Consider the following 14,217-nt stretch of genomic DNA (forward strand, 5'->3'; position numbering starts at 1 on the left):
TATGACGCCGATCACGGAGGTGGAGGGCCGTCGGCTCGCGCTCAGCAACCTGGAGAAGGTGCTGTATCCCGCGACCGGGTTCACCAAGGGCGAGGTGCTGCACTACTACGCCACGACCGCCGACGCCCTGCTCCCCCACCTGCGGGGCCGCCCGGTCTCCTTCCTGCGCTACCCGGACGGGCCCGACGGGCAGGTTTTTTTCGCCAAGAACGTGCCGCCGGGTACGCCCGACTGGGTCACCACCGCCGAGGTGCCGAGGTCGGAGGGGCCGGCCCGGATGGTCGTCGTACAGGATCTGCCGTCGTTGATGTGGGCGGCGAACCTGGTGACCGAGTTCCACACGCCGCAGTGGGTCGTCGGCGCGCCGGCCGAGGCCGACCGGATGGTCTTCGACCTCGATCCGGGGCCGCCCGCCTCCGTCGTCGAGTGCTGCGAGGTCGCGCTGTGGCTGCGGGAGCGGCTCGCGGCGGACGGGATCGCCGCGTACGCCAAGACGTCCGGGTCGAAGGGGCTGCATCTGCTGGCGGCGGTGCGGCCGACGCCGTCCGAACGGGTGTCCGAGTACGCCAAGGAGCTCGCCGTGGCCGCCGAGCGGGCGATGCCGCAGCGGGTCGTGCACCGGATGACGCGGAGCCTGCGGCCCGGGAAGGTGTTCGTCGACTGGAGCCAGAACGCCGCCCGGAAGACCACCGCCACCCCGTACACCCTGCGCGCCCGCCCCGAGCCCAGCGTCTCCGCGCCGGTCACCTGGACGGAGGTCGAGGAGTGCCGGTCGGCCCGTCAACTCGCCTTCCTCGCACCGGACATCGGGCCTCGGTTGCAGGACTACGGCGATCTGCTCGCGCCGCTCCTCGACACGCGCTCCGCGGGACGGCTGCCCCCGCTCCCCTGACGGTCCGCCCTGCCGAGCGCCCGATCCACCCGGCCCGGCGCGCCGGCACCGACGGCAGCCCGGCCGCCACGGCCGACACGGCCGACACAGAGGGAACGCCAACGCCGTACCCGGACGGGACACCGACGCCCCACGGGCGCGACCGCAACAGGGCTCAACCGGCTTCAGCCCCGCACCACCACGGGCCCCGGCACCACCATCCCCCGGCCCAACTCAGCCGGCGGACGCCCACGTGGTGCGGTCCCGTGCCATCGCGTGCAGGGCCTCCACGTCCGCCGGTTTCAGCACCCCGCCGAGCCGGGCCAGGGACTCGACCCCCGTGTCCTCGATGACGCGGACCTCGCGCAGCGGGGCCGTGACGCGTACGTCCGTCGGGCCGACGAGGGCGAGGACCGGATGGACCTCGGCGGTCAGGGCGTAGGAGGCGCGGTCGGCGTCGGCGCGGACGCGGCGCAGCAGCGGGTGGGGGTCGTGGCGGCCCAGGGTGACCATGGGGTCGGCGACCGTCACCCGTTGCTTGCGGGCGTACAGGGTGTGGATGGCGAAGAGGCCGCCGGGGCCGATCGCGAGGTGGTGGACGCGGTCGCCGCCGGGGAGCGGGAGCGAGTGGAGGGCGTGCCAGCCCGCCCCGTCGAGCCGGTCGAGGGCGTCCCCCACCGTCTGCTCGGCCAGCAGCGCCCGGCGGCGCGGGTCCGGGCGCAGCCGGTGCGGCGGGCCCGGGTCGCGGTCGAGGGCGATGTGGAGGGCCTCGCCGGGACGGTTGGGCGCCAGGTCGTCGTCCGGGTGGAGGGTGAGCCGGGCCAGTTCCGCGGGGGTCGGCACAGGGGGCGGTCCGACCGCGACCGGGCCCGTCAGGAACGGGCCGAGCACCTCCAGTACGTCCTGTCTGCTCGCCTCGCTGAGCAGGTTGACCCGGGCCGCCTCCCTGTCGTACCAGGCGACGTTCCGCCCGTCCGTCAGGCACACGTAGAGCCGCTCCTGACCATGGCGCCAGGTCGGTACGACGCGCAGTCCGCTCATGCACCATCACCCCCTGACCATGGGAACAGGCGGGGTGCTCCAGGGGCAAGAAGGCGGTTACCTTTGGGGGTGGTTGGGAGGTAGTTGGGAGGGGGAGTTGGGGAGGCGTTATTGCGTACCCGCAGGAAGCAGCCCGACGTACCGGCCCCGGACCGTCCCTGGAACGAGATCGTGCCCGGCCTGTGGATGGGCGGACATGAGTTCCGGGGACCCTCGGGGCAGCGGGAACTGGCCGTCGTACGGGACGAGTTCGATCTCGTCCAGACTCTGCTGAGGCTGCCGGGGCACGGGCCCGACCCCGGCGTGGAGCACCATGTGTGGCCGATACCGGACGGGCCTTTGGACGGGACCCAGCTCGCGGGAGTGATCCGCCTCGCGCGGGCCGCGAGTGAAGCCGTCGGCGAGGGCCGCAAGGTCCTCGTCCGCTGTTTTCACGGTTACAACCGCTCGGGGCTGGTCGTGGCGCACGCCCTGATCCGGGCCGGGCACTCCGCCGAGGAGGCGATCCGCACGATCCGGGACCGCCGCTCACCCTGGGCGCTGCACAACGACCTGTTCGTCGACTATCTGCGGGCCGGACTGCCCACGGCGCGGCTGCTGGAGGAGCTGGCCGAATAGTTCCCGTCCCGGGCGGGTGCGACGGGCGCGACGGGTGCGCAAAAAGGACTTGCGTACGAATAAGGTGTACGGGCCGGTAGTCGTCCCTCGCCTGTTCCGCCCCGCCCGCCCCACCTGCCCGCCCCTGGAGCACAGTGCCACGCCCCGTCCGTACCGCCCTCGCCACCGCCCTGCTGCTGGCCACCGCCGCGGGCTGCGGTGACGCGGGCGGCCTCCAGGGCGCGGGCTCCACCCCGACCGCGACCAGCCCGGCCAAGCTCTGGCCGCAGCTGACCCCGGCGTCCAGCCCCGCCTGGAACTATGACGACGGCGAGGCCGAGGTGATGAAGGGCATCGCCGTGCCCGGTGACGACGTCCGCGCGGTGGACCCGGTGGCGGTCGTGCGGGCGGAGATCCGCCGGCACCCGGAGGCCTACACCGGCGCCAAGGCGACCTACCGCGAGACGACCCGCCGGATGGCCTACTGCGGCAAGTCGCCCGCGGACAGCCGGTGCCCCGTCCTCAAGGCGTACTACCGCGATCTCACCGGCGACGGACACGCGGATCTGACGCTGGGCTTCCGGCTGCTGCCGGGCAACCAGACCGCCGTACGCGTCTACACCGTGCAGGGCGGCCGACTGGTCCAGGTCATGAGCAACGACGACTCGGTGAGCGAGGTCGAGCTGGCCGGGCACTCCGTGATCATCCACGCGCCGTCCGCCCTCGCGGACTACGAGTACCGGTTCCAGTGGACCTGGGACCCGGACCAGCACGTCATGCTGCTCACCCACGACGAGATGCTGCACATCGGCAAGAGGCCGAAGGCCTCCCCCACCCCCTCGGCGACCCCCTGATGAGGCTCACGCTCCCCCGGTGGACCGGCACGCTCGCCCTGAAGGCCCTCGTCTTCATCACCGTCATGTGCTGTGGGCTGGCCGCGCTGCTCGGCATCCTGGTGCATGTCTCGGTGACCAACCAGACCGTGGGGCAGGCCCGTGACCTGGCGCTGTCCCGGCTGGCGGACGCGACCTCGGCGTACGAGGCCGGGGACACGCTGCTGCCGGGCGCGGGCGTCGACCCGCCCGGGTTGCCCGCGTCGCTGCGGGCCCTCGCGGTGGCGGGCGACCGCGGCACGATGGTCGCCGATCACGAGGGGCGCCCCACGATGTGGGCGGCCGGTCCCGCCGACGGCGACCGGGCCCTCGCCGTCGTCGTCGACTACTCCCAGCAGGCCCGTACGATCAACGCCCTCGACCGGGCGATCCTGTGGTCCTCGGCCCTCGCCATCGGGGCGACGCTGCTGGTCGGCGCGTTCGCGGTGACCCGGGTGACCCGGCGGCTGCACGCCACCGCGCGGGTGGCCCGGCGGATCAGCGGCGGTGATCTGGACGCCCGTGTCGACGATCCGCGCACGAAGGATCCGACACGGCCTCAGGACGAGGTGGCCGCGGTCGCGGGCGCGTTGGACTCCATGGCGGCCTCGTTGCAGGGCAAGCTGCTGAGCGAGCAGCGGTTCACGGCCGACGTGGCGCACGAGTTGCGGACGCCGCTGACGGGGCTGCACGCGGCGGCGGAGCTGCTGCCGCCGGGGCGGCCGACGGAGCTGGTGCGGGACCGGGTGGCCGCGCTCAGGACGCTGACGGAGGATCTGCTGGAGATCTCGCGCCTGGACACGGGTCGGGAGCGGCTGGATCTGGACGCGGTGCCGCTGGGGGCGCTGGCGGAGCGGGTGGTGCGGGCGTCGGGGACCGACACCGAGGTCAGGGTCGTGCGGAGTGTCGTCGTCGAGACGGATCGGCGGCGCCTCGAACGGGTGTTGGGGAACCTGGTGGCCAACGCGCACCGGCATGGGCGGACGCCGGTGTCGCTGACGGTCGACGGGGCGATGGTGACCGTTCGGGATCATGGGGACGGGTATCCGGAGTACCTGGTCGAGCATGGTCCGCAGCGGTTCCGTACGGAGGGCGGGGCGAAGGGGCACGGGCTGGGGCTGACCATCGCGGTCGGGCAGGCGGAGGTGTTGGGGGCGGAGCTGAGTTTCCGCAACGCCATCGACGGAGGAGCCGTCGCCGTACTCACCCTGCGGGGTTCCCCACACCCCTGAGCGGGGTTCTCCTATGGCCCAGTCAGAAAGGCGCCCCTGACACACCCCTCCTAATGTGGCGATTAGTCAAGTTCGCCCCCTTCGTGGAGGTTCCGCCATGTCCCTGCGCTCCCGTCTCTCCATATCCCTCGTCGCCGGCGCCCTGCTCGCCGTCACCGCCGCCGTGCCCGCCGTCGCGAACGACGACTGGGACGGCGAGCGCGGCGACGGGGGGAACAATCAGCAGCAGTGGGGGAACAACCAGCAGCAGCACCAGAACCCGCGCCTGTACCGGGGTGTCGTCACGGCGAGCACGCTGAATCTGCGCAGCGCGCCGAACCGCGGGTCGCAGATCATCCGGACCGCCTACCGGGGCGAGGTCGTGTCGATCTTCTGCAAGACGCCCGGCCAGAGCGTCCAGGGCAACCCGCTCTGGTACCTCCTCACGGACGGCACCTGGGCCTGGGGTGCCGCGCGGTACATCGACAACATCGGGGCGGCGCCACGCTGGTGCTAGGAAGACCCGGAAGACGGGGAAGACAAGTCTCCCTATTTGGGTAGGTTCCGGACATGACCAAGGCCGGAACCACCGTGGCTCAAGCGGATCCCCCCGCTCCCGCTGTACGTCTCCCCCGGCGCCGTGGCATCGAACTCGCCCTCCTCGTCGTCGCCGTACTGCTCTCCGTGTACGGCTACTGCGCGGTCGGCCTCGCCCGACACGGCACCGTCCCGCCCGGCGCCGCCGGTTACGGCGCCGGGCTCGGCGTGCTCGCGCTCGTCGCGCATCTTTCGGTGCGCTACCGGGCGCCGTACGCCGATCCGCTGCTGCTGCCGATCGGCGTGCTGCTCAACGGCCTCGGCCTGGTCCTCATCTACCGGCTCGACCTGGAGACCCCGGACGACCGGGCGGCGCCCACCCAACTCGTGTGGTCCACGGTCGGTGTGGCGCTGTTCATCATGACCGTGCTGTTCCTGCGGGACCACCGGGTGCTCCAGCGGTACGCGTACGTGTGTGTCGCCGCCGCGCTCGTGCTGCTGGTCCTCCCGATCGCCTTCCCCGCCGTGAACGGGGCCCGGATCTGGATCCGGATCGCCGGATTCTCCATCCAGCCGGGCGAGTTCGCGAAGGTGCTGCTCGCGGTGTTCTTCGCCGCCTACCTCGCCGCCAACCGCAACGCGCTCGCCTACGCCGGACGCCGGATCTGGCGGCTCCAGCTGCCGACCGGGCGGGTGCTCGGGCCGATCGTGGCGATCTGGCTGCTGAGTGTGCTGGTACTGGTCCTGGAGCGGGACCTCGGGACCTCGCTGCTGTTCTTCGGACTGTTCGTGGTGCTGCTGTACGTCGCCACCGGGCGCACCGGCTGGATCGCGGTGGGGCTGCTGCTGGCCTCGCTGGGGGCGGTCGCCGTCGGCTGGCTCGAACCGCATGTGCACAGCAGGGTGCAGGACTGGCTGCACCCGTTCGCCACCATCGAGGCCGGTCAGGGCCCCAACCAGCTGTCGCAGTCGCTGTTCGCCTTCGCCGCCGGCGGGACGATGGGCACCGGGCTCGGACTCGGCCACTCGACCCTCATCGGCTTCGCCACCAAGTCGGACTTCATCCTGGCGACGGCCGGTGAGGAGCTGGGCCTCGCGGGCCTCTCGGCGATCTTCCTGCTGTACGGGCTGCTGGTGGAGCGCGGCTACCGTGCGGGCCTCTCCCTGCGTGACCCCTTCGGGCGGCTGCTCGCGGTCGGGCTCGCCTCGATCGTGGCGTTGCAGGTGTTCGTCATCGCGGGCGGGGTGACCGGGCTGATCCCGCTCACCGGCATGGCGATGCCGTTCCTGGCCCAGGGCGGCTCGTCGGTGGTCACCAACTGGGCGATCGTGGCCCTGCTGATCCGGGTGAGCGACTCGGCCCGCAGCCAGTACGACGGGGAGGTCACCGCATGACGCGGAGCATCCGGATGACGCGCCACATCCGCCACGCCGCCTGCTTCTGCGCCCTGCTGCTGGTGGCGCTCCTCGTCAACGCCACCCGCATCCAGGTCTTCCAGGCCCAGTCCTACGACGACAACGCGGCCAACCGCCGTACCGAGATCGCCCGCTACGGTCAGCCGCGGGGCGACATCCTGGTCGGCGACTCGGCGGTCACCGGCTCGAAGGACACGGACGGGCGGCTGCGCTATGAACGGACGTACCCGAAGGGCCCGTTGTACGCGCCGGTGACCGGCTTCGCCTCGCAGATCTACGGCACGACCTTCCTGGAGCACGCCGAGGACGACCTCCTCTCCGGCACGGACCCGATGCTGTCGGCGTTCCCGCTGTGGAACGACCTGACGCGGCGCCAGAACCCGGGCGGCAACGTCGTCACGACCATCGACACGGCCGCCCAGCGGGCCGCCTACGAGGGACTCGCCGGGCGCAAGGGCGCGGTGGCCGCGGTGGAGCCGTCGACCGGGCGCGTTCTCGCGCTGGTGACGAGCCCGTCGTACGACCCCCAGGTGTTGTCGGGGAACGACGCGGCGGTGGAGCGGTCCTGGGCGCGGCTGAACGCGGACCCGGACAAGCCGATGCTCAACCGGGCGGTACGGCAGACCTATCCGCCGGGGTCGACCTTCAAGGTCGTCACCCTGGCCGCCGCGCTGGACGCGGGGGTGGTGACGGACGTCGACGAGGCGACCGACTCCCCCGATCCGTACACCCTGCCGGGCACCACGACCTCGCTCACCAACGAGTCCACGGGCTGTGAGGACGCGCCGATCCGGGCCGCGTTCATGTGGTCCTGCAACACGGTCTTCGCACGGCTCGGTGTGCGGGTGGGGGTGAGCGACATGGCGGCCACCGCGGCGCGGTTCGGCTTCAACGACACCGGGCTCGGGATCCCGTACTCCGTCGCCGAGTCGACCTTCGACGTGTCCGTGGACAAGGCGCAGCTCGCGCTGTCGTCGATCGGGCAGTACAACACGCGGGCGACGCCGTTGCAGATGGCGATGGTGTCGGCGGCCGTCGCGAACGGCGGGCAGATCCGCTCGCCGTACCTCGTGGAGCGGACGACGCGGTCGGGCGGGACGACGGTGGCGACGGCGGGCTCGCGGCCGGTGCGACAGGCGATGCATCCGGCGACCGCGGTGCGGCTGAAGGAGCTGATGGAGGAGGTGGTGACCGAGGGCACCGGCAGGAACGCCGCGATCCCGGGGGCGACCGTGGGCGGCAAGACCGGTACCGCGCAGCACGGCGTCGACAACTCCGGTACGCCGTACGCCTGGTTCATCTCCTGGGCGCAGGGCGAGCGTGACCTGGAACCGAAGGTCGCGGTCGCCGTGGTGGTGGAGGACGCGGAGGCGGACCGGGGGGAGATCAGCGGGGGCGGGGACGCGGCGCCGATCGCGCGGGCGGTGATGGAGGCGGTGCTCACCGACTGAGACGGGGGTACCGCCGCCCGGACTCCCGACCTACCGTTCGGTACATGATTTCAGTCGCCGCGTACGAACTCGCCCAGGTCAACATCTCCCGCCTCAAGTTCCCGCTGGACTCACCGGAGTTGAAGGACTTCGTCGACGCGCTGGACCCGGTCAACGCCTCCGCGGAGGCAGCCGACGGCTATGTCTGGCGCCTTCAGTCGGAGGGTGGCGACGCGACCGACATCAAGGTCTTCGGCGACGACTGGCTGATCATCAACCTCACGGTGTGGCGGGACACCAACGCGCTGACCGCCTTCATGTACCAGGGGCAGCACCGCGAGCTGCTCTCCCGCCGCCGGGAGTGGTTCGAGAAGGTGACGGAGGCGATGACGGCCCTGTGGTGGGTACCGGCCGGCCACCGCCCGACGGTCGCCGAGGCCGAGTCCCGCCTGCTGCATCTGCGGGCCAACGGCCCCACCCCGTACGCCTTCACGCTGCGGACGTCGTTCCCGGCGGGGGCTTCAGAGCCGGTGTCGCTCGCGGTGCCGGAGGATCTGGGCTGCGGGGTCTAGGACCTGTCCGGGGTCTCGGTGTTCATGGAGTCCCCTGGTCGATCATGTTCTGCACTTCGGCGACCCGGTCACGCTCCTCCGCCGCGAACCGCTCCGCGTCCAGTTTCTCGGCGATCTCCTCGTCCTGCGCCATCAGCAGGTCGAGGTTGGAGTCGCCCATCCCGAAGACCCCCATGTCGACGTAGGCCTGCTGGAGCCGTTTGCCCCACAGGCCGATGTCCTTGACGCACGGGACGATCCGGGAGAACAGCAACTGACGGAAGAGGGCGAGGAATTCGGACTGTTCGCTGTACTCCTCCGCCTCGGCGGTGGGGATGCCGAAGTTCTCCAGGACCTCGACGCCCCGCAGGCGGTCGCGCATCAACCAGCAGCCCTCGATGACGAATTCCTCGCGCTCGCGGAGTTCGGCGTCGGACAGCTGCTTGTAGTAGTCGCGCAGCGCCATGCGCCCGAAGGCCACATGCCGTGCCTCGTCCTGCATGACGTAGGCGAGGATCTGCTTCGGCAGCGGCTTGTCGGTGGTGTCGCGGATCATGCCGAAGGCGGCGAGCGCGAGGCCCTCGATGAGGACCTGCATACCGAGGTAGGGCATGTCCCAGCGGCTGTCCCGGAGCGTGTCGCCGAGCAGGGACTGGAGGTTGTCGTTGATCGGGTACAGCATCCCGATCTTCTCGTGCAGGAACCGGCCGTAGATCTCCGCGTGCCGGGCCTCGTCCATCACCTGGGTCGCCGAGTAGAACTTCGCGTCGAGGTCGGGGACGGACTCGACGATCCGCGCGGCGCAGACCATGGCTCCCTGCTCACCGTGCAGGAACTGGCTGAACTGCCAGGAGGCGTAATGCTGTCGCAGCTCGCCCTTGTCCTTCTCGGTGAGCTTCGCCCAGTGCTTGGTGCCGTAGAGGGACATGGACTCGTCGGGGGTGCCGAGGGGGTCGTACGGGTCGACCTCCAGGTCCCAGTCGATGCGCTTCTGCCCGTCCCACTGCTTGTCCTTGCCCTTCTGGTAGAGCGCGAGGAGACGGTCGCGTCCGTCGTCGTACTCCCAGCTGAAACGCGCCGCGCCGGTCGCCGGCACCTGCCAGTGGGGGTCTCCCGGATCCGTGGCGTACAGGTCGAAAGTCGGCATGTTCCGCAGGCTGCCCCTTCGTAGACCGGCGGTCAACAAGTCGTGCGCAAGGGATTGACGAGCTTGCTGACAAGCAGTCTCATAACCTCATGACGACGCTCACGGAAGCCGATGCGCTCGCGGGGCTGCGCGATGCGCTCGGCCTGCTCAAGGACCGGGAGCAGGTGGCCGAGCGGCTGCTCGACTCCTCCGCCAAGCACTCCTTCGACCCCGACAAGGAACTCGACTGGGACGCGCCCTTCGAGGAGGGCAAGTGGTTCTGGCCCCCCGAGCTGGTGTCGCTGTACGACACCCCGCTGTGGAAGCGGATGAGCGAGGAGCAGCGGATCCTGCTCTCCCAGCACGAGGCGGCCGCGCTGGCCTCGCTCGGGATCTGGTTCGAGCTCATCCTCATGCAGCTGCTCGTGCGGCACATCTACGACAAGGCCGCCACGAGCGCGCATGTGCGCTACGCGCTCACCGAGATCGAGGACGAGTGCCGGCACTCGAAGATGTTCGCGCGGCTGATCTCGCACGGGGACACCCCGTGGTACCCGGTGAGCCGGGCGCACCAGCAGCTGGGCCGGCTGTTCAAGACCATCTCGACGACGCCGGGGTCCTTCACCGCCACGCTGCTCGGCGAGGAGGTCCTCGACTGGATGCAGCGGCTGACGTTCCCGGACGAGCGGGTGCAGACGCTGATCCGGGGGGTCACGCGGATCCATGTCGTGGAGGAGGCCCGCCATGTCCGGTACGCCCGCGAGGAGCTGCGGCGGCAGATGGTGACCGCGCCGCGCTGGTCGCAGGAGTTCACGCGGGTGACGTCCGGGGAGTTCGCGCGGGTGTTCTCGGTGGCGTTCGTGAATCCCGAGGTCTACACGAATGTGGGGCTGGACCGGCGGGAGGCGGTGGCTCAGGTGAAGGCGAGTGGGCATCGGCGGGAGGTCATGCAGACCGGGGCGAAGAGGCTGACGGACTTCTTGGATGACATCGGGGTGCTGCGGGGGGTCGGGCGGCGGTTGTGGAAGTCTTCGGGGCTGCTGGCTTGAGTGTCGGCTGCGGGTTGTGGGGGCTGGTCGCGCAGTTCCCCGCGCCCCTAGCTAGGTCCAGCTAGGCACGCCGGTGACTGCACCCACCTCAGGGGCGCGGGGAACTGCGCGACCAGCCACGACGCGCCCGCAGCCGCACGACTACGCTGCACCCATGACCCCCGCCGCCCCCGCCTATCGCCGCCTGAGTGTCGAGGAGCGGCGCAGTCAGCTCCTTGAGGCCGCCCTCGGTCTCTTCGCGCACCGCGTGCCCGAGGACGTCTCCCTCGACGACGTGGCCGAGGCGGCCGGAGTTTCCCGTCCCCTCGTGTACCGGTACTTCCCGGGCGGCAAGCAGCAGCTCTACGAGGCCGCTCTGCGATCCGCCGCCGAGGAGCTCCAGCAGTGCTTCGACGAGCCTCACGAAGGCCCGCTGCTCGACCGTCTCTCCCGCGCTCTCGACCGGTATCTCGCGTTCGTCGACCAGCACGACGCCGGGTTCAGCGCGCTGCTCCAGGGCGGAAGCGTGGTGGAGACCTCGCGTACGACGGCCATCGTGGACGGCGTACGGCGGGCCGCCGCTCAGCACATCCTCAGCCATCTCGGGGTCACCGAGCCCAGCCGGCGGCTGCGGATGACCGTACGGATGTGGATCACGGCCGTGGAGGCGGCCTCGCTGCTGTGGCTGGACGACGACAAGGAACCGCCGGTCGAGGAGTTGCGGGACTGGCTGGTGGAGCAGTTCGTCGCCGTGCTGTCGGTGACCGCGCGGCGCGACCCGCAGACCGAGGCGCTGGTGCGGGCCCTCGGGGCGGATGGCTGACACTGGTGGCGTGAAGAGCGAAGACACCCCCTTCGAGGGCGGTCCCATGGACGGCCGCGTCCTTCCGGTCCTCCTCGGCCCGACCGGGCACCCGCCCAAGCAGTACCGCATCCCCCTCCCGGACCCGGACGGCGGTCCGCCCACCGTGCTGATCTACCGCCGCGTGCCGCGCGGGCACAGCAAGCTGGGGCTCCAGCAGGGGTGGAAATACGAGTACGAGCCGGAGGGCAGGCCGTCGCGGCTCAGGTGGCCGTGGTCCAAGCCCGACGCCACGCCGGGCGGCAAGCCGGACGACACCGACGGGTGACGTGGTTGCGCCGAACCGCGTACACCCGGCGCGCGCGGGCGGGGCGCCCGTCCCATGCTCGCGGTGCGGAGCAGAGGGGCTGCTGCGCACCGGAGGTGATGACGTGTCAGGAAGGCTTCTGCGTCTGGCGTGTACGGCGGCGGTGGCGGCCGGCATCGTCCTCGCGCCCTTGCCCGCGGCGGCCGTACCGGAGCCGCCCACGCCCGGCGGGCGGAGCGTCTCCGAGCTGCTGACGGACCTTCAGCGGCTGTACCAGGAGGCCGAGGAGGCAACCGAGACGTACAACGCCACCGCGGAGAAACTGAAGGAGCAGCGGGCGCAGGTGCGCCGGCTCGACGGCCGGCTGGCGCGGGCCCGGCTCTCGCTCCACGACAGCCGGGGGGCCGCGGGGCGCCTGGCCCGGCAGCAGTACCAGAACAGCACCGACATCTCGCCGTACGTACGCCTGCTCCTGGCCCGTGATCCGCAGCACGCGCTCGACCAGGGCCATGTGATCGGGCAGTTGGCGCGGGAGCGGGCCGAGGCAGTGGGCCGGCTGACGGGAAGCGAGAAGAAGGCCGACGGGCTGGCCCGCGCCGCCCGCAAGGCGCTGGACCGGCAACTCACCCTCGCCGTACGGCAGAAGAAGGACCGGGACGACGTACGGAAGAAGCTGGACGACGTCGAGAAGCTGCTCGCCTCCCTGACGGAGGAACAGCTCGGCGCCGTCGCCGAGTTGGAGCGGACGGATGTCGAGGCGGCTCAGGAGGACCTCGTCACCTCGGGCGCCCTGGGCAGTGGCGAGGACTCGGGCGAGCCGACGCGGGCGGCGGACCGTGCCGTGCGGTACGCCGTGCAGCAGCTCGGAAAGCCGTACGAGTGGGGGGCCGAGGGGCCCGAGGCGTACGACTGTTCAGGGTTGACCTCGCAGGCCTGGGAGCATGCGGGCCGGCCCATTCCGCGGACCAGTCAGGAGCAGTGGGCCCGGCTGCCGCGGGTTCCGCTGCGTGAGCTCCGCCCCGGTGACCTGGTGGTCTACTTCCCGAAGGCGACCCATGTGGCCATGTATCTGGGCGGCGGGCAGGTCGTACAGGCCCCGCGGACGGGTGAGAAGGTCAAGGTCTCCCCTCTCGCTTCCCACCCGGTCCTGGGCGCGGTGCGCCCCGACGGAGCTCAGGACAGGGACGCCAGGTAGGCCGCCGTCTTCTCCGGCTCGTAGAAGAAGTTCTCGAAGTCGGACGGGTCGTTGAAGGCGTTGGCGAAGCGGTCGGCGGCGGGCTGCAACTGGCCTGCCGCGCCGATGAGGTTGAGGATGTGCTCCGGCGGCGGCGCCAGCATGGCGTTCGTCCACTTGGTGACATGCTGGGCGGTGTCCCAGTAGCGGTCGAACGTGCCCTGCATCCACTCCTCGTCGAACTCCTTCTCCCCGCGCTCCAGGATCGAGGCGAGGTAGGAAGCCGCGCACTTGGAGGCCGAGTTGGAGCCCTGTCCCGTGATCGGGTCGTTGGCGACGACGACGTCCGCGACACCGAGGACCAGTCCGCCGCCAGGAAGGCGGCCGATCGGGTTGCGGACCGTCGGCGCGTAGCGCCCGGCCAACGTACCGCCCGCGTCGGTGAGTTCGACGTTCGCGGCCCGCGCGTGCTCCCAGGGCGTGTACCGCTCCATGAGTTCCAGGGTCAGGGAGAGGTGCTGCGCCGGGTCCTTGACGCCGTTGAAGACGTCGAGCGGGCCGCCGGGTATGCCCTCCCAGAACAGGATGTCGGCGCGGCCCGAGGTGGTGAGCGTCGGCATGATGAACAGCTCGCCGACGCCGGGGACGAGGTTGCAGCGGACCGCGTCGAACTCCGGGTGCTCGGGGCGCGGTCCGAGACCGTGGACGTAGGAGACGGCGAGGGCGCGCTGGGGTTCGGTGTAGGGGGAGCGCTCGGGGTCCCGGGCGAACATCGAGACCAGCTCGCCCTTGCCCGCCGAGACCAGCACCAGGTCGTACGTACGGGAGAAGTAGTCGAGGTCGGAGACCGCCGCGCCGTGGATGACGAGCTGGCCGCCGCGCTGGGCGAAGGTCTCCATCCAGCCGGCCATCTTCACCCGCTGGTCCACCGACTGCGCGTACCCGTCGAGCTTGCCCACCCAGTCGATGGCACGGGCCGCCGGGCCCTCGCCCCACGACCCCGGTGCCGCGACCGAGACGCCGAGTCCTTCGATCTTCGGGGCCTGGGACTCCCAGAAGTTCAGCTGGAGATCGCGCTCGTGCTGCAGTGCCGTGTGGAACATGCACTGCGTCGACATGACACGGCCGGAGCGGATCTCGTCCGCCGTCCGGTTCGACATCAGGGTGACCTCGTACCCGTGCGACTGGAGTCCGAGGGCGAGCTGGAGTCCGGACTGGCCGGCTCCTACGACGAGTATCTTCCGCATGCGGGTG

At 71.1% G+C, this 14,217-nt stretch carries 15 protein-coding genes; 12 read left to right on the forward strand and 3 right to left on the reverse strand.

Annotation, left to right across the window (positions count from 1 at the left end; genetic code table 11):
* Position 1 precedes the first annotated feature (1 nt).
* Positions 2-892, forward strand: coding sequence for a non-homologous end-joining DNA ligase (gene ligD, locus OG885_RS15280; protein WP_405731237.1), 891 nt, complete (start codon positions 2-4; stop codon positions 890-892).
* Between the two features lie 213 nt (positions 893-1,105).
* On the opposite strand, the gene OG885_RS15285 is transcribed toward ligD, so the two are convergent.
* Positions 1,106-1,912: a nuclease-related domain-containing protein gene (locus OG885_RS15285; protein ID WP_405731239.1), complete on the reverse strand. Its 807-nt coding sequence runs from the start codon at positions 1,910-1,912 to the stop codon at positions 1,106-1,108.
* Between the two features lie 111 nt (positions 1,913-2,023).
* On the opposite strand from OG885_RS15285, the gene OG885_RS15290 reads away from it, so the two are divergent.
* The 7 genes from OG885_RS15290 to OG885_RS15320 all read left to right on the forward strand — a co-directional run bounded on the left by OG885_RS15290 (position 2,024) and on the right by OG885_RS15320 (position 8,547).
* Positions 2,024-2,530, forward strand: coding sequence for a dual specificity protein phosphatase family protein (locus tag OG885_RS15290; protein WP_405731241.1), 507 nt, complete (start codon positions 2,024-2,026; stop codon positions 2,528-2,530).
* Between the two features lie 134 nt (positions 2,531-2,664).
* Positions 2,665-3,363: a hypothetical protein gene (locus tag OG885_RS15295; RefSeq protein WP_405731243.1), complete on the forward strand. Its 699-nt coding sequence runs from the start codon at positions 2,665-2,667 to the stop codon at positions 3,361-3,363.
* Positions 3,363-4,613 (forward strand): ATP-binding protein, encoded by a 1,251-nt coding sequence (locus tag OG885_RS15300; protein WP_405731245.1) that lies wholly within the window; start codon positions 3,363-3,365, stop codon positions 4,611-4,613. The genes OG885_RS15295 and OG885_RS15300 overlap by 1 nt, the downstream gene beginning before the upstream one ends.
* Positions 4,614-4,710: 97 nt before the next feature.
* The gene (locus OG885_RS15305; RefSeq protein ID WP_405731247.1) at positions 4,711-5,109 is read left to right on the forward strand and encodes an SH3 domain-containing protein; all 399 of its coding nucleotides are present in this window, start codon (positions 4,711-4,713) and stop codon (positions 5,107-5,109) included.
* A gap of 53 nt (positions 5,110-5,162) precedes the next feature.
* Entirely contained in the window at positions 5,163-6,524 is a 1,362-nt protein-coding gene (locus tag OG885_RS15310) for an FtsW/RodA/SpoVE family cell cycle protein (protein ID WP_405731249.1), read from the forward strand.
* A 14-nt stretch (positions 6,525-6,538) separates the two neighbouring features.
* Positions 6,539-7,996, forward strand: coding sequence for a peptidoglycan D,D-transpeptidase FtsI family protein (locus tag OG885_RS15315; RefSeq protein ID WP_405742740.1), 1,458 nt, complete (start codon positions 6,539-6,541; stop codon positions 7,994-7,996).
* Between the two features lie 44 nt (positions 7,997-8,040).
* The gene (locus OG885_RS15320) at positions 8,041-8,547 is read left to right on the forward strand and encodes a DUF3291 domain-containing protein (protein ID WP_405731251.1); all 507 of its coding nucleotides are present in this window, start codon (positions 8,041-8,043) and stop codon (positions 8,545-8,547) included.
* A 22-nt stretch (positions 8,548-8,569) separates the two neighbouring features.
* Here OG885_RS15320 and OG885_RS15325 read toward each other — a convergent pair whose 3' ends face one another.
* The gene (locus OG885_RS15325; RefSeq protein WP_405731253.1) at positions 8,570-9,673 is read right to left on the reverse strand and encodes a ferritin-like domain-containing protein; all 1,104 of its coding nucleotides are present in this window, start codon (positions 9,671-9,673) and stop codon (positions 8,570-8,572) included.
* Positions 9,674-9,762: 89 nt separating this feature from the next.
* On the opposite strand from OG885_RS15325, the gene OG885_RS15330 reads away from it, so the two are divergent.
* The 4 genes from OG885_RS15330 to OG885_RS15345 all read left to right on the forward strand — a co-directional run bounded on the left by OG885_RS15330 (position 9,763) and on the right by OG885_RS15345 (position 12,984).
* Positions 9,763-10,701, forward strand: a complete 939-nt coding sequence (locus tag OG885_RS15330) for a diiron oxygenase (protein ID WP_405731255.1) — start codon at positions 9,763-9,765, stop codon at positions 10,699-10,701.
* 154 nt (positions 10,702-10,855) lie between these two features.
* Positions 10,856-11,503 (forward strand): TetR/AcrR family transcriptional regulator, encoded by a 648-nt coding sequence (locus OG885_RS15335; protein WP_405731257.1) that lies wholly within the window; start codon positions 10,856-10,858, stop codon positions 11,501-11,503.
* Positions 11,496-11,810, forward strand: a complete 315-nt coding sequence (locus OG885_RS15340; RefSeq protein WP_405731259.1) for a hypothetical protein — start codon at positions 11,496-11,498, stop codon at positions 11,808-11,810. Before OG885_RS15335 ends, OG885_RS15340 begins: the two co-directional genes overlap by 8 nt.
* 103 nt (positions 11,811-11,913) lie before the next feature.
* Positions 11,914-12,984: an NlpC/P60 family protein gene (locus OG885_RS15345; protein ID WP_405731261.1), complete on the forward strand. Its 1,071-nt coding sequence runs from the start codon at positions 11,914-11,916 to the stop codon at positions 12,982-12,984.
* On the opposite strand, the gene OG885_RS15350 is transcribed toward OG885_RS15345, so the two are convergent.
* Entirely contained in the window at positions 12,963-14,210 is a 1,248-nt protein-coding gene (locus OG885_RS15350; protein WP_405731263.1) for a styrene monooxygenase/indole monooxygenase family protein, read from the reverse strand. The genes OG885_RS15345 and OG885_RS15350 overlap by 22 nt on opposite strands.
* Positions 14,211-14,217: the final 7 nt, after the last annotated feature.

It is taken from the genome of Streptomyces sp. NBC_00028 (assembly GCF_045041065.1).
Classification (GTDB): domain Bacteria; phylum Actinomycetota; class Actinomycetes; order Streptomycetales; family Streptomycetaceae; genus Streptomyces.

Coding starts and splice junctions, on each gene's coding strand:
- OG885_RS15310 (WP_405731249.1), top strand. CDS start 5,163: ATGACCAAGGCCGGAACCACCGTGGCTCAAGCGGATCCCCCCGCTCCC.
- OG885_RS15330 (WP_405731255.1), top strand. CDS start 9,763: ATGACGACGCTCACGGAAGCCGATGCGCTCGCGGGGCTGCGCGATGCG.
- OG885_RS15320 (WP_405731251.1), top strand. CDS start 8,041: ATGATTTCAGTCGCCGCGTACGAACTCGCCCAGGTCAACATCTCCCGC.
- OG885_RS15300 (WP_405731245.1), top strand. CDS start 3,363: ATGAGGCTCACGCTCCCCCGGTGGACCGGCACGCTCGCCCTGAAGGCC.
- OG885_RS15335 (WP_405731257.1), top strand. CDS start 10,856: ATGACCCCCGCCGCCCCCGCCTATCGCCGCCTGAGTGTCGAGGAGCGG.
- OG885_RS15325 (WP_405731253.1), bottom strand. CDS start 9,673: ATGCCGACTTTCGACCTGTACGCCACGGATCCGGGAGACCCCCACTGG.
- ligD (WP_405731237.1), top strand. CDS start 2: ATGACGCCGATCACGGAGGTGGAGGGCCGTCGGCTCGCGCTCAGCAAC.
- OG885_RS15305 (WP_405731247.1), top strand. CDS start 4,711: ATGTCCCTGCGCTCCCGTCTCTCCATATCCCTCGTCGCCGGCGCCCTG.
- OG885_RS15340 (WP_405731259.1), top strand. CDS start 11,496: ATGGCTGACACTGGTGGCGTGAAGAGCGAAGACACCCCCTTCGAGGGC.
- OG885_RS15285 (WP_405731239.1), bottom strand. CDS start 1,912: ATGAGCGGACTGCGCGTCGTACCGACCTGGCGCCATGGTCAGGAGCGG.
- OG885_RS15315 (WP_405742740.1), top strand. CDS start 6,539: ATGACGCGCCACATCCGCCACGCCGCCTGCTTCTGCGCCCTGCTGCTG.
- OG885_RS15350 (WP_405731263.1), bottom strand. CDS start 14,210: ATGCGGAAGATACTCGTCGTAGGAGCCGGCCAGTCCGGACTCCAGCTC.